Consider the following 21,584-nt stretch of genomic DNA (forward strand, 5'->3'; position numbering starts at 1 on the left):
CCCATCCAGGGCGCCGGCCGTCAACACACCACCAGCGCGCAACGCACGCCCGCAAACACCGCGACGCACGTTAGAAAGGGTCCCCTGCTATGCACCAGGCGATAGCAGGGGACCCTTCCTTACATCAAGGCGTCGAGGGCGAGGTCTACGTCCTCGGGGGTGGTGTAGAGGTGGAAGGAGGCGCGGACCCGACCGGCCCGGACGGCTGCCCGCACCCCGGCCCGTTCCAGCTTGTGCTGCGCGTCGGGCACCTCGACGGTGACGATCGCGCTGTCGCCGGGCGGTCGCCCCAGACCGGTGAGGAACCGGTTGGCCAGCGCCACGTTGTGCGCGTGCACGCTCGGCACCCCGATCTCCAGCAGCAGTTCCAGCGCCGGAGCCGCACCGACCCAGTTGAACCAGGACGGCGAGATGTCGAACCGGCGGGCGTCGTCGGCGAGCCGCAGCGGCGGCCCGTAGTACGAGGCGTGCGGGTCACTGCCCGCGTACCAACCGGCGGCGTCGGGCCGCAGCCGCTCCCGTAGGGCCGGATCGAGGTATGCGAACCCGGTGCCCCGGGGACCCATCAGCCACTTGTATCCGCCGGCCACGACCACGTCGGCCCGGCTCGCGTCGAACGGCAGCCAGCCGCACGCCTGGGTGGCGTCCACCGCGACGAGCGCGCCGTGGGCCCGGGCCGCCGCGACGATCTCGTCGTACGCGGCCACCGTCCCGTCGGCGGACTGCACCAGGCTGAACGCCACCAGGTCGGTGTCGGAGTCGATCGCGTCGACCAGCCCGTCCAGCGGCACGGTGCGTACCTGCACGCCCCGCTCCTCCTGCACCAGCCAGGGGAAGAGGTTGGAGGTGAACTCGACCTCGGGGACGACCACCCGCGCCCCGGCGGGCAGTGCGGCGGCGACCGGGGCCAGCATCTGGGAGACGACCGCACCGACCGACACGTCGGCCACCGGTACGCCGACCAGCTTGGCGAACGCGGCCCGGGACCGGTCGGTCGTCTCGCTCCAGCCCTCCCAGGAGCCGCGTCCGGCCCGCCACGCCGCGAGCGCGTCCTGCAACGCCTCCCAGGTCGGGTCCGGCGGCAGCCCGTAGCTGGCGGTGTTCAGCCAACCGGGCTGTGGTTGCCACAGTTTCTGCGCCTGTTCCAGTTCCACGCCCCGACGCTAACCCTCGCCACACCCACTACCCAGCGCCAATCCTCGCCCGCTGGCTCCCGAAACCCCGGCTCCCGAAACCCCAGGCATCCGAAACCCCAGGCTCCCGAAACCCTCGACGTCCGAAGTCGCCGGCATCCGAAGCCGCGGGGAGTCCCGGAGCAGCCGAGCACCCGAGCGGGGTCAGCTCACATTGGCGGGGCCGAGGACGCTCTTGAGGTCACCCATCAGGGCGGTGGTCGGGGCGACGCGGAACAGGCCCAGTCGCCAGGTCTCGACGCGGCCGCTGCGGTGCAGCTTCACGTGCACCTCGGTGTCGCCGGGATGCAGCAGCAGGGTCTCCTTGAGCCGGTCGGCGAGCGGTGGCGTGAGCCGGTTGACCGGGATCGTCAGGGTGACCGGTTTGCTCGCCGGGTTGCTGGTGACGTCCGGCAACTGCATGTCCATCGCCATGATGCGGGGGGTGTCGTCGCGCCGGTCGATCCGGCCCTTGACCACCACGATGGCGTCCTCGGCGATGTACTGCCCGATCACCTCGTAGGTGTTCGGGAAGAACAGCGCCTCCACCCCGCCGGCGAGGTCCTCCAGGGTCGCCGAGGCCCACGCCCGGCCCTGCTTGGTGACCCGACGCTGCACACCGGAGAGGATGCCGGCGAGGGTGACCACCGCGCCGTCGGGGACGGTGCCCTCCTCGGACAGGGTGGCGATGGTGCAGTCGGCCGCCGCGTTCAGCACGTGCTCCAGACCGAACAGCGGGTGGTCGGAGACGTACAGGCCGAGCATCTCGCGTTCGAACGCGAGCTTGTCGCGCTTGTCCCACTCGCCGTCGCTGATGACGGGCATGACCGTGGTGGTGGTCGCCGTCTCGGTGTCGCCGAAGCCCGAACCGAAGAGGTCGTACTGGCCGACGGCCTCCTTGCGTTTGACGTCGGCGTACGCGTCGATGGCGTCGGCGTGCACGGTGAGCAGCGCCTTGCGCGGGTGCTTGAGCGAGTCGAACGCCCCGGCCTTGATCAGCGATTCGATGGTCTTCTTGTTGCAGACCACCGCGTCCACCTTGGACAGGAAGTCGTAGAAGTCGGCGTACTCGCCCTTCTCGTCGCGGCATCGCATGATCGCCGCCACCACGTTGGCGCCGACGTTGCGGATCGCGCCGAGGCCGAAGCGGATCTCCTTACCGACCGGGGTGAACGGCCCGGCGGAGGTGTTCACGTCCGGCGGCAGCACCTGGATGCCCATCCGGCGGCACTCCGACAGGTACATGGCCATCTTGTCCTTGTCGTCGCCGACGGAGGTCAGCAACGCCGCCATGTACTCGGCCGGGTAGTGCGCCTTGAGGTACGCCGTCCAGTACGACACCAGCCCGTACGCGGCCGAATGCGCCTTATTGAAGGCGTACCCGGCGAACGGGACCAGCACGTCCCAGACCTTCTGGACGGCTTCGTCGGAGTAGCCGTGTTCACGGCAGCCGTCCCGGAACGGGCCGAACTCCTTGTCGAGGATCTCCTTCTTCTTCTTACCCATCGCCCGGCGCAGCAGGTCGGCCTGTCCGAGCGTGTAGCCGGCGAGAATCTGCGCGGCGCGCTGCACCTGCTCCTGATAGACGATCAGGCCGTAGGTGGGGGCGAGGATCTCCCGCAGCGGCTCCTCCAGCTCCGGGTGGATCGGGGTGATCTCCTGGAGGCCGTTCTTGCGCAGCGCGTAGTTGGTGTGCGAGTCGACGCCCATCGGGCCGGGGCGGTACAGCGCCAGGACGGCGGAGATGTCCTCGAAGTTGTCCGGTTTCATCATCCGCAGCAGCGACCGCATCGGCCCGCCGTCGAGCTGGAAGACGCCCAGCGTGTCGCCCCGGGCCAGCAGCTCGTACGCGCCCTTGTCGTCCAACGGCAGGCCCAGCAGGTCCAGTTCCTTGCCGTGGTTGAGCTCGATGTTCTTGACCGCGTCGTCGATGATGGTCAGGTTGCGCAGGCCGAGGAAGTCCATCTTCAACAGCCCGAGCGACTCGCACGTCGGGTAGTCGAACTGGGTGATGATGACCCCGTCGGAGTCCCGGCGCATCAGCGGGATGTGCTCGATGATCGGCTCGGCGGACATGATCACACCGGCGGCGTGCACACCGGTCTGCCGGATCAGCCCCTCGATGCCCCGGGCGGTGTCGATGACCTTCTTGACGTCGGCCTCGGACTCGTACATGCCGCGGATCTCGCCGGCCTCGGCGTACCGGGGGTGCTTCGGGTCGAAGATGCCTTCGAGCGGGATGTCCTTGCCCATCACGGCCGGCGGCATGGCCTTGGTGATCCGGTCGCCGACCGCGTACGGGTAGCCGAGCACCCGCGCCGAGTCCTTGATCGCGGCCTTCGCCTTGATGGTGCCGAAGGTGGCGATCTGGGCGACCTTGTCCTCACCCCACTTGTCGGTGACGTACTTGATCACCTCACCGCGCCGACGCTCGTCGAAGTCGATGTCGACATCGGGCATGGAGACGCGCTCGGGGTTGAGGAACCGTTCGAAGATCAGCCCGTGCGGGATCGGGTCCAGGTCGGTGATGCCCAACGCGTACGCGACCAGCGAACCGGCCGCCGAACCCCGGCCGGGGCCGACCGCGATGCCCTGGTTCTTGGCCCACTGGATGAAGTCGGCGACCACGAGGAAGTACGACGGGAAGCCCATCTGGATGATGACGCCCAGCTCGTACTCGGCCTGCACCACGTGGCCCTCGGGAATGCCCTGCGGGTAGCGGCGGGCCAGACCGGCGAAGGTCTCCTTGCGGAACCAGGACTCCTCGGTCTCGCCCTCGGGCACCGGGAAGCGCGGCATCAGGTTGTGGAACTCGAACATCCCGGTCGGGTCGACCCGCTCGGCCACCAGCAGCGTGTTGCGGCAGCCCTCCAGCCAGACGTCGGAGCCGTCCACGCCGCGCATCTCGTCGGCGGACTTGATGTAGTAGCCGCTGCCGCCGAACTTGAACCGGTTCGGGTCGGCGACGTTGCTGCCGGTCTGCACGCAGAGCAGCACGTCGTGCGCCTCGGACTGCGCCTCGTGCGTGTAGTGCGAGTCGTTGGTGACCACCGGCGGGATGCCCAGCTTGCGGCCGATCTCGACCAGCCCGTCCCGGACCTTCTTCTCGATGTCCAGGCCATGGTCCATCAGCTCCAGGAAGTAGTTCTCCTTGCCGAAGATGTCCTGGTACTTCGCGGCGGCTTCGAGGGCCTGCGCGTCGTGGCCCAGCCGCAGCCGGGTCTGCACCTCACCGGAGGGGCAGCCGGTGGTGGCCATCAGACCGTCGGCGCACTCGGCCAGCAGCTCGGCGTCCATCCGGGGCCACTTGACGAAGTAGCCCTCGGTGTACGCCTTGCTGGTCAGCGTGAAGAGGTTGTGCAGGCCGGTCTTGTTGCGCGCCCAGATCGTCTTGTGCGTGTAACCACCGCTGCCGGAGACGTCGTCGCTCTTCTGCTCCGGCCGACCCCAGCGCACCCGCTTTTTGTGATAGCGCGACTCCGGCGCGACGTACGCCTCGATGCCCAGGATCGGGGTGACCCCGGCGGCCATGGCCTGCTTGTAGAAGTCGTTCGCGCCGTGCATGTTGCCGTGGTCGGTCATCGCCACGGCGGGCATCCCCTGCCGCTTGACCTCGGCGAACAGGTCCTTGAGGCGGGCCGCACCGTCGAGCATCGAATACTCCGTGTGCACGTGCAGATGCGCGAACGAATCGCCCACGGAGCCCCCCGGGTCGGATGATCGAGACGGTCGGGGCTAACCCTAACCCCGCCGCCGGAGGCCGTTCCAGCGCGCCGCGCGCCCCCGGTCCGTCGGGGTGTCGTGGATCATGCTGGGCCGACCCACCGGCGACCACAGCGACGTGACGAGGCAAACACGGCTGGTCACGAAGCGACGCGGCGAGTGGCCTACGGCAGTGGCCGGAGCGATGCGGGAGGTGCGGACGGCCGTACGCACAGCGGCGTCCGTATGTGCAGGCGGTGGGTCGCGGGGCGGCACGGCGACGGCACTGGGGCGTAGCCTGGAGCGAGACCAGCACGGGACGGCGCGATGACCCTGGCGGACGGGATCGACGACCTGGCCGGCGCGGCGGCGCGCGGCGACGCGGCGGCGCTCGACGCGCTGCTGACGGCGATCCGCCCCGAGGTGCTGCGGCTGTGCGGCCGACTGCTACCCAACCGGGAGGACGCCGAGGAAGCCTGCCAGGACGCCCTACTCGCGGTGGCCCGGGGCATCGGCCGCTTCGAGGGGCGCGCGTCGTTCCACACCTGGCTCTACCGGGTCACCGCCAACCGGGCCCGCTCGACCTACCGCATGCTGCGGCGGCGGTGGCTCGTCGAGGCCGGCGGGGTGCCGCTGCCCGACCCGCCCGACCCGCGCCGCACCAGCGTGGTCGCCGGCACCCGGTTGGACCTGCTGGAGGCGTTGGACGCCCTTCGCCCCGAGTTGGCCGAGGCGCTCACCCTGCGCGACGTGCTCGACCTGGGTTACCGCGAGATCGCCGATCTGCTCGGCCTGCCCGAGGGCACGGTGAAGTCCCGCATCCACGAGGCCCGCCGACAGGTCCGGCAGAGGCTCACCGATGCGGGCGGCTGACCGGCCGTCGGCGGCCGGTGGGACCGACGACCAGCGGACCAGGCTCCGGCAGGCCCGGCTCCGGCAGATCCGGCTCCGGCAGATCCGGTTCCGGCAGATCCGGTTCCGGCAGGTCTGGCTCCGGCTGATCCGCTTCCGGTCGGCCATCCCGCTGGTCACCGTGTTCGTGATCGCCGCCGGTTGCGCCGACCAGCCGGTGTCGCCGCTGCCCGTCCGACCACCTGACCCGACCCCGCCGTCGTCGGCCGCGTCGTCGTCGCCTCCTCCACCCACCACGGGCACGCCACCGCTGGCCGGGCCGCCCACCACCGACGCCCGGCCGCCGACCAGCCGCGCCACGCGGAGCCCGTCGCCGCCCGCGCCGGTCCCGACCACCCGCAGGGGTACGCCCCACCCACCGTCCCCCACCCCGACCGACGCCTGCCTCGGCGCGGTCCGGTACGACCTGGTGCTCGCCGACATCGGCCCGATGCCGTCGTCGCTCTGCTTCGCCACCGGCGGCGTGCTGCGGATCCAGGGCATCGGACCAGGGCAGGTGACCGTGGACCGGCCGGAGCTGGCCGACAGTCACTACGAGGCCGGAGTGGTCGACGTCCGCTTCCTGCGCAGCGGCACCGTGGACGTCACCATCCCGCACGAGGGCACGGTCCACGTGGTCACCGTGGTGGTGCGTTAATCGACCCGTACCCCGTCCAGCAGGCTGTCGACGAACGCGTCGGCGGTGTCGGGTGGTGGCACCACCTGCGCGTACAGCAGACCGGCCGGGGCGCGGGCCGCCGCCTCCACCAGCACCGGCCGGTCCCGGGCACAGTCGAACCGGGCGACCACCCAGTCCAGCCCGCCGCGACGTACCCGCCGCACCGGCGCCGGGACGCAGTCGGCGTGCGGCTGCTCGGCGACGAACCCGGCCGGGTCGGTACGCCGCCCGGCCGACGCGGACAATCCCAGGAACGCACCCGGCACCCTCGGGTCGACGGCCCACCGGTCCGGCTCGGGCGAGACCACCAGGGCCGGTTCGAGCCGCCCGTCCCCGCCGTACCGGCCGGCCCAACCGGTGCCCGCCGCCCGCCACCCGGCCGGCAGGTCCACGCGCAACGCCCCGCTCGTCGCGGTACGCGTCACCGCCGTCGCGTCGGCCGCCACCACACCCGCCGTCGCGGTCAACACCAGGACCAGTCCGACCCCACCCCACCGCCAACGCCCCGACCGCACCAGCCCACCCTCGTGCCCACCGTCCTGCTTTGCGCTCCCTGCGGCTCGGGCGGTTTCGGCGGCTCGCGCGGTCCCGGCGGTCCCGGCGGCTCGGGCGGTCCCTGCGGTTTCGGTGGTCCCGACGGTTCGGGTGGTTCGCGTGGTTCCGGCGACGGCCCCGTCGCGGGCGTCGGCCGTCGCCCCGCCGACGGTGGTCCCGGTGGCGCCCGGGGGCGCAGTGGCAGTGTCGGCGGCGGCCAGCAGGGCGGCCCGGAAAGCGGCGGCGTCGGGATGGCGGTCGTCCGGTCGCTTCGCCCCGGCCCGGCGCAGCACCTGCGCCACGCCGGGTGGGACGCCCGGCCGCAGCCGCGTCCCGTCGACGTCCGAACGGTCGGCACGTCCGCCCGGCACGCCCGCCGACATGGTCGCGCCCTCCGGTCGAGGGTGGTCGGACAATGCCATCCCGGCCTCGGGTCGGCCCTGGTCGGGCGCAGGCGGCACGCCCTCGGGTCGAGGGTGGCCATGCGGCGAGGTCGCGTCCCCGGGGTGCCGGTGCTCGAACGGTGAGGTCACGTCCTCACGTCGACCGTGCTCGGGCGTTGGGGACACGTCCTCGGGGCGACGGTGCTCGGGCGGTGGGGTGCCGAGTAGGCGCAGGCCGAGGCGGCTCAGCGCGTACACGTCGGCGCGCACGTCCACGACCGCGAGCGGGTCGTCCTGCTCCGGTGCCATGTAGCCGGGGGTGCCGGCGCGCACGGTGAGCCCGGAGGCGACAGCGAGCGCCTTGGCCAGACCGAGGTCGGCGATGAGGACCCGTTCTCCGGCCGGTGTGCGGCGGAACAGGATGTTGCCGGGCGTGAGGTCGCGGTGCACCACCCGATGCCGGTGCAGCACGGCCACTCCGGCGGCGATCTCGCCGAGCACCGTCAGGGCGGTCGGCACCGGCAGCGGCCCGTCGGCGAGCCGGTCCCGCAGGCTGCCCCCGTCGGCCCAGTCCATCACCGTGTACGGCCGCCCGTCCGGCAGTTCACCGACGGCGCGTACCCGCACCAGCCGGTCGTCCTCCATCCGCCGCAGCAGCCGGGCCTCGTCCAGGAAGCGTTCCCGGACGCGTACATCGTGGTGCCAGTTCTCGGCCAGCACCTTGATCGCCACGTGGGCGTTCAGTCCCGGATCGTGGGCCAGCCACACGGTCGCGAACGACCCCACTCCCAGCAGCCGCTCCACCCGGTACACCCCGAACCCCGCAGGCATCCCCACCGTCCCACCCTGCCCCTCCCCCACCACCCCGGCAACCGTCCCGTCCCACCAACCCGCCCGCCCGCCCCACGTCCACGCCCGCCCCATCACGCCCAACCCGCCCCGCACCGCCCAGCCCCGCCGATCATGGAGTTGTGGCAGTTCTATAACTCCCACATCAGTACAAAGTCAGAGCCCCAGCTCCATGATCGACGGAGCCAGCCATTGAACTCCCGACTGGTGCGGCCAACCCCTCGCCGGACCGTCCACATCAGAACGCGCCATGCCGAGGACTGGGCACACCAGCGGATGACCAAGGAGTTTGTGCCTCGGTGCCCTTCCAAAGTGACCAAAACTTCTTGATCAACCCGGGCCAGGCGGGGTGCGGGGCCAGGGGCTCCAGGCGGAGCCCGGGTCAGGCGGGAGCTCGGGGCAGGCGGGGCTCGGGGCAGGCGGGAGCTCGGGGCAGGCGGGGCCGGGGCAGGGGCGGGGTAGGAATGCGGAAGAAAGGTGGGTGGGTTGGCGAACCGGGAGGGCGGGGGTGGAGACGAAGGGGGTAGGAACTCGATGCCGAGGAGGCGATCTCCGTGCACCGTCTCGTGTTTGTCGCTGTCGCGACCGTCCTGGCCCTCGTCGGGGCCACTCCGGCCCAGGCCGGGTCCGTATCCCGATCAGCCGCCCAGCCTGCGGCTCCCACCGGTGTCGCCGCTGGCCGGGCGGCGGGTACCGATCTGTTGAGTGTCCAGGGGGCCGGTCCGTTCCGGATCGGCACGTCCCTGGACCGGCTGACCGCCGCCGGGCTCATCGACTGGACCGTCCCTGGCTGCGGGGGCGTGGTGGACGCCGGGGTGACCGGCGAGTGGGCGGGTGTCGTCCTGCTGACGTTCCAGCACGGGCGGCTGGTCCAGGTGTTCACGGCCACCGCGCCGCCGTACTCCCCGGCCGGGGCGGGCGTGGGGATGAGCTTCGACCGGTTGGAGGCGATCTACGGCCCGCGTGGTGAGTTGATCCGCAACGACGCCGACACCGCCAGCGCGTACCTGGTGCGGATCGGCTCGCGGGTGGAGTTGTTCACCGGGCACCCGATCCGGCCCGGAGTGGGTGGCTTCCAGGTGGGCCCGGCGGCCTACGTGGAGCGCACCTTCCGGCAGAGCATCGCCTGCTGACCGATCGCGCGCACAAGAAGGCCGCGCGAGCAGAAGGACCGATCGCCCCGGGCGACAGTGCCCGGGGCGATCGGCGGTCGGTGGACCTCAGTGCATCGGCAGGCCGGCCTCCTGGCGGGCCCGCTCGTCGCCGCTGACGGTGTGCAGTGCCTTCTCTCGGATGAAGAGCACCGCGACCAGGGCGAGGAACGCGATCGGCGCGCCGATGAGGAACAGCTCGGAGGTGGCGGTGGCGTACGCGTCGCGCACGATCACCAGCACCGGCTCGGGCAGCGCGGACAGGTCGGGTACCTCGGTGGTGCCGCCGTCTGCGGCGCCTGCCGCCGGGCCGAGCTGCGCGGTCATCAGGCCGGTGACCCGGTTGGCCAGGACCGCGCCGAGGGCGCTCACCCCGATCGCGCCGCCCATGCTGCGGAAGAAGGTCAGCACGGAGGTGGCTGCGCCCAGTTCGTGGGCGGGTACGTCGTTCTGCGCCGCCAGCACCAGGTTCTGCATGAGCATTCCGACGCCGGTGCCGAGGATCGCCATGTAGGTGAAGAGCAGCGGCAGCGGGGTGTCGGTGCCGATGGTGGAGAGCAGGAGCATGCCGACGACCATCACGGCGGCCCCGGCCACCAGGTACGCCTTCCACCGGCCGTACTTGGTGATGAGCTGGCCGGCGACCGTGGAGGAGACCAGCAGGCCGAGGATCATCGGCAGGCTCATCAGTCCGGCGACGGTCGGTGACTTGCCCAGCGAGGTCTGGAAGTACTGGGACAGGAAGACGGTGCCGCCGAAGAGGGCGACGCCGACCAGCATGCTGGCGATGGTGGTGAGCGCGACGGTCCGGCTGCGGAAGATCTTCAGGGGGATGATCGGCTCGGGGACCCGGGCCTCGACCCAGATCGCCGCGCCGAGCAGCGCCAGGCCGCCGACGACCATCAGCGCGGTCCAGCCGGAGGCCCAGGCGAACTTGTGCCCGGCCAGCGAGGACCAGATCAGCAGCGTGGACACCCCGGCGGTGATCAGTGCGGCGCCGGCCCAGTCGATGCGTACCCGGCGGCGGGTGACCGGCAGGTGCAGGGTGCGCTGGAGCAGCACGATGGAGATGATGCTGAACGGCACGCCGATCAGGAAGCACCAGCGCCAGCCCAGCCAGGAGGTGTCCACCAGGACGCCGCCGATCAGCGGGCCGGCGATGGTGCCGACGCCGAAGACGGCGCCGAAGATGCCGGCGTAGCGGCCCAGTTCGCGCGGCGGGATCATGGCCGCCATCACGATCATCGCGAGGGCGGTCATGCCGCCTGCGCCGATGCCCTGCACCACCCGGCTGAACAGCAGCACCTCGACGGTGCGGGAGAGGCCGGCGATCAGCGAGCCGACCACGAACAGGCCGAGGGAGAGCTGGATGAGCAGCTTCTTGCTGTAGAGGTCGGCCATCTTGCCCCAGAGCGGCACGGTGGCGGTCATCGCCAGCAGCTCGCTGGTCACGATCCAGGTGTAGACGGTCTGGCTGCCCTGCAGGTCGGCGATGATGCGGGGCAGCGCGTTCGCCACCACCGTCGAGGCGAGAATCGCCACGAACATGCCGACCATCAGCCCGGAGAGGGCCTGGAGGACCTCCCGGCGGGACATCGTGCCGCTGCCGGCCTCGGGGGCGCCGATCGGCTCGGTTGTTGCGGTCATGGACGCTTCCTCACGCGTGGTTCTGCCCGGGGCACGGTCGCGCCCGGGGTGGTGGCAGGTCGGTGTGCGGCGGCGGTCAGCCGGTACGCGGGTCGGGCAATCCCGCCGCGACGGTGGCGAACGCCTCGTCGAGCAGCGCGGCGAGGGAGCCGGCGCCGTCGCAGGTCGCCCAGCGGATCATCGCGGTACGCAGTGCGGCCCCGGCGACCGCGACGACGAGCGCCGGGTACGCGTCGGTGGCCGGGCATCCGGTGCGCGCGGCGACCGCCTCGACCAGCGCCCGTTCGGTGACCGCGTTGCCGGAGATCAGGCGGGCCAACAGCACCGGGTGCTGGCTGACCACCCGCATCCGCAGCAGCGACAGTTCGGCGTTGCCCTGGACCTCGTCGACGACCTCGGCGAAGGCACGCCGGAGCGCCTCCAGCGTCGGCAGGTGCGCGGGGACGGCGGCGAGCGCGCCCAGCACCACCTCCCGGTCGGCCTCGGTGTCGCCGATCAGGGCGTCGTCCTTGGTCGGGAAGTAGTTGAAGAAGGTGCGCGAGGAGACGTCGGCCGCCTCGCTGATCTCCTCGACGGTGACCTGGTCGAGTCCGCGTTCGGCGACCAGGCGCAGCGCGGCGGTGGCGAGGGCGGCGCGGGTCTGCCGCTTCTTGCGGTCGCGCCGACCCAGCGGCGTGGAGTGTTCCGAGGTCACGGCAGAACTGTAGGGCCAAAAGTGCAGCCTCTGCAAAGTTTTATTTTGTGACGTGAAACGCCTCGCTCCGACACCATGTCGCGCAGCAGACACTATTGCGTGCTGGACAATGGTGTGTGGCACACACTATCGTGCGATGCATGGTCAGCGACGACGTCCTGCGGACACACCTCCAGGAGCTACGCCGGGGAACGGTGGTGGTGGCCAGCCTGGTCGCGCTGCGCCGACCCGACTACGGCTACGCGCTCCTGCAACGGCTCACCGGGCACGGCTTCCCGGTGGACGCCAACACCCTCTATCCCCTGCTGCGGCGACTGGAGGAGCAGGGGCTCCTGAGCAGCGAGTGGAACACCGAGGAGAGCCGGCCGCGCAAGTTCTATCGCACCAGCGAGTCCGGCGAGCAGGTGCTGCGCCGGCTGCTCGACGACCTCTCCGCCGTACAGACCTCCCTCACCGACCTGATCGAAGGAGCCGAGAGATGACGACCTCCCTGACCGACCGGTATCTCGCCGCCACGCTGCGTTCCGTGCCGACCGGGCGGCGTGCGGAGATCGCCGACGAGCTGCGCGCGTCGATCGCCGACATGGTCGACGGCCGGACCGCCGCCGGGCTCGACGCCACCACCGCCGAGCGCGAGGTGCTCACCGAGCTGGGCAACCCGGCACAGTTGGCGGCCCGCTACCGCGACCGGAGACTCCAGCTCATCGGCCCGGAGTACTACCCGGCCTGGCAACGCCTGATGGTCGTGCTGCTGAGCACCGTGCCCGCCGTCGTCGGCGTGCTGATGGGTGTGCTGGAGGCCACCACCGCCGAGAACCCGGCCGGCGCCGTCGGCGAGGGCATCGGGGCGGCGTTCAACGTCGCGGTGCACATCGGCTTCTGGGTGACGCTGGTCTTCGCGGCGATGGAACGGTTCGGCACCCCGTTGCACCTGCCGGAATGGACCGTCGACCAACTGCCCGAGGAGCCCGTCGAGCGGGACGTCACCCTCACCGACGTGTGCGCCTCGATCGTGTTCCTGGTCCTGCTCATCGCGTTCCTGCCGTGGCAGCAGTTCCAGCGGCTGATCGGTGACGGCGACCGGCTGCCGATCCTCGACCCGGCGCTCTGGTCGTTCTGGCTGCCGGTGTTCCTCGTGGTCCTGGTCGCCAGCATCGGTCTGGAGTTCGCCAAGTACCGGGCCCGCCGGTGGACCTGGCCGCTGGTCGGCGTCAACGGCCTGCTCAACCTGGGCTTCGCGGTGCCGGCGATCTGGCTGCTCCTCAAGGAGCGGCTGCTCAACCCGGAGTTCGTGGACCGCTTCACCTGGCTGAGCGACGGCGGCCTCGCCACGGTCAGCCGGATCAGCATCGTGGTGATCGCCGCGATCGCCCTCTGGGACGTCGTCGACAGCGCGGTCAAGGCGTACCGGGCCGGACGCTGATACGACAGTCGGGTGAGGGCGGGACGCATGGCGTTCCCGCCCTCACCGGGCGTACACCTCAGGGGAGAACGGGCAGCTCTGGACCGTCGCCCGTACGATCATGAGCGCTGGAACCGACGTGCAACCGAGGGAGCGGCCATGGAACTGATCATCGGATTGCTGTGTCTGGTGGTGATCGTCGTAGCGGTGCTCGGCTTCGGCGTGTCGATCTACAACGGGCTGGTCCGGGCCCGCAACGCGTACCGCAACGCCTTCGCCCAGATCGACGTGCAGCTGGTCCGCCGGCACGACCTGATCCCCAACCTGGTGGAGACCGCCAAGGGATACCTCAAGCACGAGCGGGAGACGCTGGAGGCGGTCATCTCGGCGCGCAACAACGCCGTCAGCGCGCAGACCGCCGCGTCGGCCGCGCCCGGCGACCCGGCGGCGATGCAGCAGCTCAGCGGCGCGGAGAACGCGCTGAGCGCCACCCTGGGCCGGCTGTTCGCGCTCTCCGAGGCGTACCCGGACCTCAAGGCCAACCAGAACATGATGCAGCTCTCCGAGGAGCTGACCTCCACGGAGAACCGGGTCGCCTTCGCCCGGCAGGCGTACAACGACTCGGTGATGGCCTACAACAACAAGCGCGAGGTGTTCCCCGCGAGCATGCTGGCCGGGATGTTCTCGTTCGGTCCGGCGGCGCTGTTCCAGCCGGACGACCCGACGCAGCGCAACGCCCCGCAGGTGTCGTTCTGAGGCACCGATGAACTTCTTCGAACGACAGCGCCAGGTACGCCGACTGTCGACCCGCCTGGTCCTGCTCTTCGTGCTGGCCGTGGTCGGCATCGTGGTGGTGGTGAACCTCGCGGTGGTGTTCGCCTTCAACGTCGGCACCAGCAACCCGCCCCAGCTCGCCGGGCTGGTCGTCATGGTCACCGTGGCCACCCTCGCCGCGATCGGGCTGGCCGCGACGGTGCGGACGCTCACCCTGCGCGGCGGTGGCGGGAAGGTGGCCCGTGAGCTGGGCGGGGTCCCGGTGCCGTCGGACACCACCGACCCGGAGCTGCGGCGGCTGCGCAACGTCGTCGAGGAGATGGCGCTGGCCTCCGGCGTACCCGTGCCCGAGGTCTACATCCTGCCCGAGGAGACCGCGATCAACGCCTTCGCGGCGGGGTGGAGCCCGTCCGACGCGGCCGTCGCGGTCACCCGGGGCGCGCTGCAACGACTCAACCGCGACGAACTCCAGGGAGTCATCGCCCACGAGTTCAGCCACGTGGTCAACGGCGACATGCGGCTCAACATCCGGCTGATGGGCCTGCTGTTCGGCATCCTGTTCCTGACCGTGGTCGGACGGGGGCTGGCCCGTGCCGGCGCCCTCGGCGGCGGACGGAGCCGCAACAGCAACAACGGCGGCGCCCTGCCGTTCATGCTGGTCGGGCTGGCGTTGCTGGTGGCCGGCTACATCGGGGTGCTCGCCGGTCGGCTCATCCAGGCGTCGGTGTCCCGGCAGCGGGAGTACCTCGCCGACGCCTCGGCCGTGCAGTTCACCCGGCAGACCAGCGGCATCGCCGGGGCGCTCAAGAAGATCGGTGGCCTCTCCGACGGCTCCGAGCTGCGCACGCCCAAGCGCGACGAGGTCGGGCACATGCTCTTCGGCGCGGCGGGCCGGGCGTCCTGGCTCGCCACCCACCCACCGCTGGCCAAGCGGATCCAGGCGTTGGAGCCCTCGTTCGACCCGAACGAGCTGCGGCAGCTGGCCCAGCGCTGGGCCGCCGCACCGCCGTCGGGACGGCAGGAGGACATCGCCCTCGGCCTGGCCCCGAGCGCTCCGGGCGGCGCGCCCGCCCGCCGCGACTCCGCCCGCCCGGGCGCGCCGGCGCTGCCGGTGGAGGGCACGCGGGTACGCGTCGCGCCGGCCGAGATGCTGGGCCGGGTGGCCGCGCCCACCGAGACGGCGTACACGCACGCCGCGGCGATCCTCGACCGCATCCCGGAGCACCTGCTGGACCGGGCCCGTAACCGGGACTCGGCCGCGCCACTGGTGCTCGGGCTGCTGCTCGCGGCCGAGCCCGACGTCCGGCAGCACCAGCACGAGGCCATCGCCCGGAAACACGGTCCGGCGCTGGCCGACGCCGCGCTGCGGGAGGCCGGTGAGCTGGCCGGGCTGCACCCGATGCTCCGGCTGCCCCTGGCCGAGCTGGCGTTCCCGGCCCTGCGGGCCCGCACGGACGCCGAACTCGAATCGCTGATGGCGGCCGTCTTCACGTTGATCCACGCCGACGGCGCGATCAACGTGTCCGAGTACTGCCTGTCCCGGCTGCTGCTGGCCGAGATCCAGGAGTCTCTCAAGCCGGACTCCCGGTGGCGCACCGACCGCCGTACGCTCACCGACGCCCGTTCCGCGGCGGCCTACCTGCTGGCCATCCTGGCCCAGGTCGGGCACGGCGACCGGGCCGCCGCCGAGCGGGCGTTCCAGGCCGGTGTCGCCACGCTGCTGCCCGGCACCTCGCTGCCGTACGCGCCGCCGGAGAACGGCGTCCTGGCGTTGGAGACCGCCTGGCCGGTGCTGGACGGGCTGCGTCCGGGCGACAAGGAACGGCTGGTCGCGGCCGTGGTGGCGGTGATCAGCCACGACGGGATGATGACCGTGCCGGAGATCGAGCTGCTGCGCACCATCTGCGGCCTGCTGCACTGCCCGCTGCCGCCGATGGCCGGCGACGGCATCGGCTGACCGCCGCGCTGTCCGCCGGTCGGGCCCGTCAGGGCGCGACCGGCGCGGCGGCCGGACGCCGGTCCCGCCACTCGCGGGCCAGCATCGCGTAGATCACCTCGTCGGCCCACTCCCCCTTGACGTACTCGTTCTCCCGCAGGTGGGCCTCACGCCGCATGCCCAGCCGGGTCAGCACCTGGGCGGAGGCGGTGTTGCGGGCGTCCAGCCGACCGACGACGCGGTGCAGGTCGCACCGGTCGAAGGCCAACGCCAGCATGGTCCGGGCCGCCTCGGTGGCGTAACCGCGTCCCCGGTGACCCGGATTCAGCAGGTAGCCGATCTCGCCCTGCCGGTGTTCCTCGCTGGTCCAGATCAGCAGCACCTCGCCGACGAGCTGCCCGGTCTCCCGCAGCACCACCGCCAACTGGATCGAGTCGCCCTGTTCCCGCAGCGCGGTCCGCTGCTGCCGCCGTGCCAGCGCCTCGCGGGTGCCGTCGAGGTCGGCGGGTGCCTCGCTGTAGAGGTAGCGGTGCACGGCCGGGTCGCCGAAGTAGGCGTGCAGCTCGGTCACGTCGGCGGGCTGGAAGGCCCGCAGGTGCAGCCGCTCGGTCTCGATCGGCAGATCAGGCGTGAACACCGGGGCAGGCTACCCGGTGGCGGGATGGCATTCTCAGCAGGTGACCTCCGAGAGCAGCGACGACTGGCGGCGGCCGGGCCCCACGCCCGAGCAGCGGCGCCTGGACCTCTACGCCGGGCTGGCCGCGACGGTCATCGCCCTGTTCAGTCTCACGCTGGCCCGCAGCACCGGTACGTTCCTGCTCGGGCCGCCGCCGTCCTGGCTCGAACAGATCCTCTGGACCGTCGCGGTGCCGCTGCCGCTGATCTGGCGACGCCAGTACCCGGTCGTCACCGCGCTGGTCGTGTCGGCCGCCTTCATCGGTGCCCAGGTCCGGGCCGTTCCCGAGTGGCAGCTCTCCCAGTGGGCGCTGTTCGCCGCCATCTTCACGCTCGGCGCCTGGGGGCCGGACCACCGGCTGTCCCGGCGGCTGCGGATCGGCATCATCGCCGCCATGTTCGGCTGGCTCGCCATCGCGTACGCGATCAGCCTCGACGAGATCACCCCGGACTCCTTCGAGAACGCGCTCGGGCCGGTACCACCGGTGCTCGCCGCGATCGTCACCGGTCTGCTGATCAACGTGTTGTTCTTCGGGTTCGCGTACTTCTTCGGTGAGACCGCCTGGATCGCCGCCCGGCGGCAGCACGAGCTGGCCGAGCAGGCCGAGCGGCTGCGCCGGTCGCAGGCGGAGGCCCGGGAGCACGCGGTGGTCGGTGAGCGGGTCCGGATCGCCCGGGAGCTGCACGACGTGGTCGCCCACCACGTGTCGGTGATGGGGGTGCAGGCGGCGGCCTGCCGCCGGGTCTTCGACAAGGATCCGGCCAAGGCGCGGACCGCGCTCGCCTCGATCGAGGAGTCGGCCCGGACGGCGGTGGACGAGCTGCGCCGGATGCTCGGGGTGCTGCGCGCCCGCGACAACGGGCCGGAGGGCACCGGGCAGCCCGCCGGGGTCGACCAGATCGCCGCCGTGGTGGACCGGGCCCGGGAGGCCGGGCTGCACGCCACGCTGGGCGTGTACGGCGAGCCGACGCCGCTGCCCGAGTCGGTGTCCCAGGCCGCGTACCGGGTGGTGCAGGAGGCGGTGACGAACGTGTTGAAGCACGCGAGCGGGGCGACACTGCTCGACGTCCGGGTCCGCTATCTGGCTCAGGAGATGGAGGTCGAGGTGACCGACGACGGCCGGGCCACCCGCCCGGCGAACGACGACGGGCTGGGACTGGTCGGGATGCGGGAGCGGGTCGCCACCCACGACGGCGAGTTGGAGGTGGGCGCGCGTACCGGTGGTGGGTGGCGGGTGCGGGTCCGGTTCCCGCTGCCGCTGGCGGCCGGGAGCACGACGTGACCGGGGCGACGCCGCCGGTCCGGGTGCTGCTCGCCGACGATCATCACCTGGTGCGGACCGGCTTCCGGGTGATCCTGGAGATCGAGGACGACATCGAGGTGGTCGGCGAGGCCGCCGACGGGGAACGGGCGGTCGCCATGGCCCGGGCGCTGCGCCCGGACGTGGTGCTGATGGACGTGGAGATGCCCGGCGTGGACGGGTTGGAGGCCACCCGCCGGATCAGCACCGAGACCGACGAGCCGGGCGGCCCCGCCGTGCTCATGCTCACCACGTTCGATCGCGACGACTACCTGTTCGCCGCGTTGCGCGCCGGGGCGAGCGGGTTCCTGCTCAAGAACGGCACGCCGGAGTCGCTGGTCGACGCCATCCGGGTGGTGGCCCGGGGAGACGGTCTGCTCGCCCCGGAACTCACCCGCCGGGTGATCGCCACGTTCGCCCGGCCGGGCGGCCCGGCCGGGACCGTCGGCGGTCCCACCCCGGAGGAGGCGCTGCGCGACCTGACCCCCCGGGAGCGGGAGGTGCTGGTCCTGGTGGCCGGCGGTGCCAGCAACGCCGAGATCGCCACCGCCCTGCACCTGGGCGAAGCGACCGTGAAGTCGCACGTCAGCCGGGTGCTGGCCAAGTTGGGTCTGCGTGACCGGGTGCAGGCGGTGGTCTTCGCGTACGAGCAGGGGGTGGTCCGGCCAGGGGGATGACCTCCGCCCGGAGGAGGAGCCCGGATTTCCGTCGACGGACGGAGGGCAATCGATGATCACGCTCATAGCGTGGAGAGCGTGACCACGGTACTCCGCCTCGACGGCGTCGACCGCAGCTTCGGCGACCGCCAGGTGCTCAAGAATGTGTCCTTCGATGTCGTCGCCGGGCGGATGACCGGCTTCGTCGGCGGCAACGGCGCCGGCAAGACCACCACCATGCGGATCATCCTCGGCGTCCTCGCCGCCGACTCGGGTCGGGTGACGTGGCGGGACGCGCCGCTGACCCGGGAGATCCGGGGGCGGTTCGGCTACATGCCCGAGGAGCGCGGTCTCTATCCCAAGATGAGCGTCCGTGAGCAGGTGGTCTATCTGGGCCGGCTGCACGGGCTGACCGCCGAGGGCGCCCGGCGCGCCACCGACGACCTGCTGGAGCGGGTCGGCCTCGGCGAGCGCGGCGACGACCTGCTGGAGACGCTGTCGCTGGGCAACCAGCAGCGCGCCCAGATCGCCGCCGCCCTGGTGCACGACCCCGAGGTGCTGGTGCTCGACGAGCCGTTCTCCGGGTTGGACCCGATGGCCGTGGACACCGTCGTGACCGTACTGCGCGAGCGGGCCGCCGCCGGTGCCCCGGTGCTCTTCTCCAGCCACCAGTTGGACGTCGTCGAGCGGCTCTGCGACGACCTGGTGATCATCGCCGACGGGTCGATCCGGGCCGCCGGCAGCCGTGACGAGCTGCGGGCCGCGTACACCACGCCCCGCTACGAGCTGGTCGTGGAGACCGACGCCGGCTGGCTGCGGGACCAGCCCGGGGTGACCCTGGTCGACCTGGACGGCGCCCGCGCCGTCGTCGACCTGACGCCCGGCGCGGACGAGCAGGTCGTGTTGCGCGCCGCGTTGGAGCGCGGCGCGGTCCGCGCGTTCCGTCCGGTCACCCCCACCCTCGCCGAGATCTTCCGAGAGGTCGCCCAGTGAACACGATGCAGGCCACCCGACTGGTCGCCGCCCGCGAGATCCGGGTCAAGCTGCGCGACCGCACCTTCCTGATCAGCACGGTCGTCTTCCTGCTGATCGCCGCGGCGGCGACCATCCTGCCGCCGTTGTTCTCCGGCGGGCCGTCCACCGTGGCGGCGACCGAGGCGGCGGCGGCTCCGCTGCGCGCGGCCGGTCTGGAGGTACGCGTCGTACCCGACGACGCCGCCGCCGAGCAGGCCGTCCGCGACGGTGACGCGGACGCCGCAGTCGTCGCCGGCCCGAGGGTGCTGGCCATGAACGACGCCCCGGGCGACGTGGTCAACGCGTTGAGCACCCGGCCCCCGGTCGAGCTGCTGAACCCGGACGCGATCGATCCGTTGCTGGCCTTCCTGGTGCCGTTCGCCTTCGCGTTCATCTTCTTCATCACCTCGCAGACCTTCGGCGTGCAGATCGCACAGAGCATCATCGAGGAGAAGCAGACCCGGATCGTGGAGATCCTCGTCGCCGCCGTACCGGTCAAGGCGTTGCTGGCCGGCAAGATGCTCGCCGGCACGATCCTCGCGCTCGGCCAGATAGCCCTGGTGGCCCTGGTCGCGGTGGCCGGCATGGCGATCAGTGGCAGCACCGACATGCTCTCCCTGCTCGGCCCGGCCATCGGCTGGTTCATCCCGTTCTTCCTGCTCGGCTTCGTGCTGATCGCGGCCATGTGGGCGGCGGCCGGCGCGCTGGTCAACCGGCTGGAGGACATCGGCGGGGTGTCGACGCCGGTGCAACTCGCGGTGATGCTGCCGTTCTTCGGGGTGGTCTTCCTCAACGACAACCCCACCGCCATGACGGTGCTCTCCTACCTGCCGTTCTCGTCGCCGACGGCGATGCCGCTGCGGTTGTTCGCCGGAGACGCGGCGATCTGGGAGCTGTTCGCCTCGCTGGCGCTGCTGCTGGTGGCGGCGGCCGGGTTCCTGCTGGCCGGGGCCCGCGTCTACGAGGGGTCGCTGCTGCGCACCAACGGCCGCACCTCGCTGCGGACCGCCTGGCGGGAGCGCGAGACGATCGGCTGACCGGCCGACCCGCGCCCACGCGCCGGCGTCCCCCTGCGGGGACGTCGGCGCGTCGCCGTCAGCACCCGCGCGCGACCTTGCATTGCGGCAGGACGTGCCGTCAGCGCCCGCGCGCGACCTTGAGTTGCGGCAGGTCGCGGGTGAACTCCCGGAAACCGACGCCGAGGTACATGCTCCGGGCGGCCGGATGGCCCGGAGCGCCGAGGCAGGCGACCAGCATGCGGCGTGCCCCGGCCGCGCGGGCGCGCCGCATCCCGTAGAGCTGCAACGCGGTGCCCAGCCCCCGCCGCCGGAAGTCCCGGTGGGTGCCGACCGGCTCGAACTCGGCGGTCCGCGTCGCCGCGTCCAGCCAGACGATCGCGGTCGCGGCGAGCGTGCCGTCCGACGCCTCGACCAGCACGTGCAGGTCCGCGCGGTAGGGCCAGGTCCGCTGCACCCGCGCGCACGCGGTCTCGGTGAAGCTGGACCGGTGCCAGGCGTCCCGGTGCGCCTGGGTCAGGGCCGCCACCGACAGGTGCTCGGCGGTACGCAGCCGGAAGCCCTCGGGCAACACCGGCTCCGGCACGTCGACCAACTCCCGCACGTTGAACTGCACCCAGGACCCGGTGTCCGAGCCGGTCTCGGCGTCGAACGCGTACCCGTGGGCGGCCACCGCGGCACGCGACGCCGCGTCCCCCACCTGCACGGTCAGCGCGCGGTCGACGTCGCCTGCCACCTCGTCGTACCAGCCGAGGACCTCGGGCAGCAGCTCGGGCCGGTCCGGATGCGCCTGCCAGATCAGGTTGGCCCTGGTGACCTCGCGGAACGTCCCGTCGCTGCGCGCGATCCGGTGCGGCAGGTACGCCCACCCCCACGCGGCCAGCCGGTCGTCGACGAACCACAGCCGGTGCCGCCAGTGTCGGTGCAGGGCGTCGTGGTCCTTGGCCCACCCCCAGGCCAGCTCACCGACGGTCGCCTCGCCGTTGACCAGCTCCGGCCGCAGGGCCATCACCTGCTGGGCCAGCCCCTGCATCAACCGCAGCTCGCGCGGGCCGAGATCTGTCATCCGGGCACCCTCGCAGGGCCACGGCCGGGCTGTCGAGGCATT

18 protein-coding genes are annotated in these 21,584 nt (G+C 71.9%); 11 read left to right on the top strand and 7 right to left on the bottom strand.

Translation table 11 applies throughout. The features are described 5' to 3' along the window. Nucleotides 1-119: 119 nt before the first annotated feature. Both ACIBO1_RS31005 and dnaE read right to left on the bottom strand, forming a co-directional pair. Entirely contained in the window at nt 120-1,154 is a 1,035-nt protein-coding gene (locus ACIBO1_RS31005; protein ID WP_396752677.1) for an aminotransferase class V-fold PLP-dependent enzyme, read from the bottom strand. 183 nt (nt 1,155-1,337) lie between these two features. Continuing rightward, nucleotides 1,338-4,871: a DNA polymerase III subunit alpha gene (gene dnaE / locus ACIBO1_RS31010; RefSeq protein ID WP_396752679.1), complete on the bottom strand. Its 3,534-nt coding sequence runs from the start codon at nt 4,869-4,871 to the stop codon at nt 1,338-1,340. Between the two features lie 330 nt (nt 4,872-5,201). Between dnaE and ACIBO1_RS31015 the strand changes: the two genes are divergently transcribed. Beyond that, on the top strand, nt 5,202-5,747 hold the full coding sequence (locus ACIBO1_RS31015) for an RNA polymerase sigma factor (protein WP_396752681.1): 546 nt from the start codon (nt 5,202-5,204) through the stop codon (nt 5,745-5,747). Continuing rightward, on the top strand, nt 5,734-6,423 hold the full coding sequence (locus ACIBO1_RS31020) for a hypothetical protein (protein WP_396752683.1): 690 nt from the start codon (nt 5,734-5,736) through the stop codon (nt 6,421-6,423). The genes ACIBO1_RS31015 and ACIBO1_RS31020 overlap by 14 nt, the downstream gene beginning before the upstream one ends. Here ACIBO1_RS31020 and ACIBO1_RS31025 read toward each other — a convergent pair. Further along, entirely contained in the window at nt 6,420-8,192 is a 1,773-nt protein-coding gene (locus tag ACIBO1_RS31025; RefSeq protein WP_396752724.1) for a protein kinase, read from the bottom strand. The two genes, ACIBO1_RS31020 and ACIBO1_RS31025, sit on opposite strands and share 4 nt — an antisense overlap. 719 nt (nt 8,193-8,911) lie before the next feature. Between ACIBO1_RS31025 and ACIBO1_RS31030 the strand changes: the two genes are divergently transcribed. Beyond that, nucleotides 8,912-9,343 (top strand): hypothetical protein, encoded by a 432-nt coding sequence (locus ACIBO1_RS31030; protein ID WP_396752685.1) that lies wholly within the window; start codon nt 8,912-8,914, stop codon nt 9,341-9,343. A gap of 87 nt (nt 9,344-9,430) precedes the next feature. Here ACIBO1_RS31030 and ACIBO1_RS31035 read toward each other — a convergent pair whose 3' ends face one another. Then, nucleotides 9,431-11,008: an MDR family MFS transporter gene (locus tag ACIBO1_RS31035; RefSeq protein WP_396752687.1), complete on the bottom strand. Its 1,578-nt coding sequence runs from the start codon at nt 11,006-11,008 to the stop codon at nt 9,431-9,433. Between the two features lie 76 nt (nt 11,009-11,084). Next, nucleotides 11,085-11,702 (bottom strand): TetR family transcriptional regulator, encoded by a 618-nt coding sequence (locus ACIBO1_RS31040; RefSeq protein ID WP_396752689.1) that lies wholly within the window; start codon nt 11,700-11,702, stop codon nt 11,085-11,087. A 140-nt stretch (nt 11,703-11,842) separates the two neighbouring features. Between ACIBO1_RS31040 and ACIBO1_RS31045 the strand changes: the two genes are divergently transcribed. The 4 genes from ACIBO1_RS31045 (at nt 11,843) to ACIBO1_RS31060 (ending at nt 15,835) form a co-directional block, all read left to right on the top strand. Further along, complete coding sequence (locus ACIBO1_RS31045) at nt 11,843-12,184, top strand: PadR family transcriptional regulator (protein ID WP_396752691.1); 342 nt, start codon at nt 11,843-11,845, stop codon at nt 12,182-12,184. Further along, entirely contained in the window at nt 12,181-13,125 is a 945-nt protein-coding gene (locus ACIBO1_RS31050) for a permease prefix domain 1-containing protein (RefSeq protein ID WP_396752693.1), read from the top strand. Before ACIBO1_RS31045 ends, ACIBO1_RS31050 begins: the two co-directional genes overlap by 4 nt. A 138-nt stretch (nt 13,126-13,263) precedes the next feature. Further along, nucleotides 13,264-13,860 (top strand): LemA family protein, encoded by a 597-nt coding sequence (locus ACIBO1_RS31055; protein ID WP_191088701.1) that lies wholly within the window; start codon nt 13,264-13,266, stop codon nt 13,858-13,860. Between the two features lie 7 nt (nt 13,861-13,867). Further along, entirely contained in the window at nt 13,868-15,835 is a 1,968-nt protein-coding gene (locus ACIBO1_RS31060; RefSeq protein WP_396752695.1) for a M48 family metallopeptidase, read from the top strand. Nucleotides 15,836-15,863: 28 nt separating this feature from the next. On the opposite strand, the gene ACIBO1_RS31065 is transcribed toward ACIBO1_RS31060, so the two are convergent. Next, nucleotides 15,864-16,451 (bottom strand): GNAT family N-acetyltransferase, encoded by a 588-nt coding sequence (locus ACIBO1_RS31065; RefSeq protein WP_396752697.1) that lies wholly within the window; start codon nt 16,449-16,451, stop codon nt 15,864-15,866. A gap of 40 nt (nt 16,452-16,491) precedes the next feature. On the opposite strand from ACIBO1_RS31065, the gene ACIBO1_RS31070 reads away from it, so the two are divergent. From ACIBO1_RS31070 to ACIBO1_RS31085, 4 genes are all read left to right on the top strand, one after another. Further along, entirely contained in the window at nt 16,492-17,772 is a 1,281-nt protein-coding gene (locus ACIBO1_RS31070; protein ID WP_396752699.1) for a sensor histidine kinase, read from the top strand. Then, a complete protein-coding gene (locus ACIBO1_RS31075; RefSeq protein ID WP_350695070.1) occupies nt 17,769-18,467 on the top strand; it encodes a response regulator transcription factor in 699 nt (232 codons plus the stop codon). Before ACIBO1_RS31070 ends, ACIBO1_RS31075 begins: the two co-directional genes overlap by 4 nt. A gap of 78 nt (nt 18,468-18,545) precedes the next feature. Beyond that, nucleotides 18,546-19,439 carry an ABC transporter ATP-binding protein gene (locus ACIBO1_RS31080; protein WP_396752702.1) on the top strand — a complete coding sequence of 298 codons (894 nt, stop codon included), beginning with the start codon at nt 18,546-18,548 and terminating at the stop codon, nt 19,437-19,439. Further along, entirely contained in the window at nt 19,436-20,497 is a 1,062-nt protein-coding gene (locus ACIBO1_RS31085; RefSeq protein WP_396752704.1) for an ABC transporter permease, read from the top strand. Before ACIBO1_RS31080 ends, ACIBO1_RS31085 begins: the two co-directional genes overlap by 4 nt. A 100-nt stretch (nt 20,498-20,597) precedes the next feature. Here the strand turns inward: ACIBO1_RS31085 and ACIBO1_RS31090 are convergent, their stop codons facing one another. Continuing rightward, entirely contained in the window at nt 20,598-21,542 is a 945-nt protein-coding gene (locus ACIBO1_RS31090) for a GNAT family N-acetyltransferase (RefSeq protein ID WP_396752706.1), read from the bottom strand. Nucleotides 21,543-21,584: the final 42 nt, after the last annotated feature.

It is taken from the genome of Micromonospora sp. NPDC049903 (assembly GCF_044460945.1).
Classification (GTDB): Bacteria; Actinomycetota; Actinomycetes; order Mycobacteriales; family Micromonosporaceae; genus Micromonospora.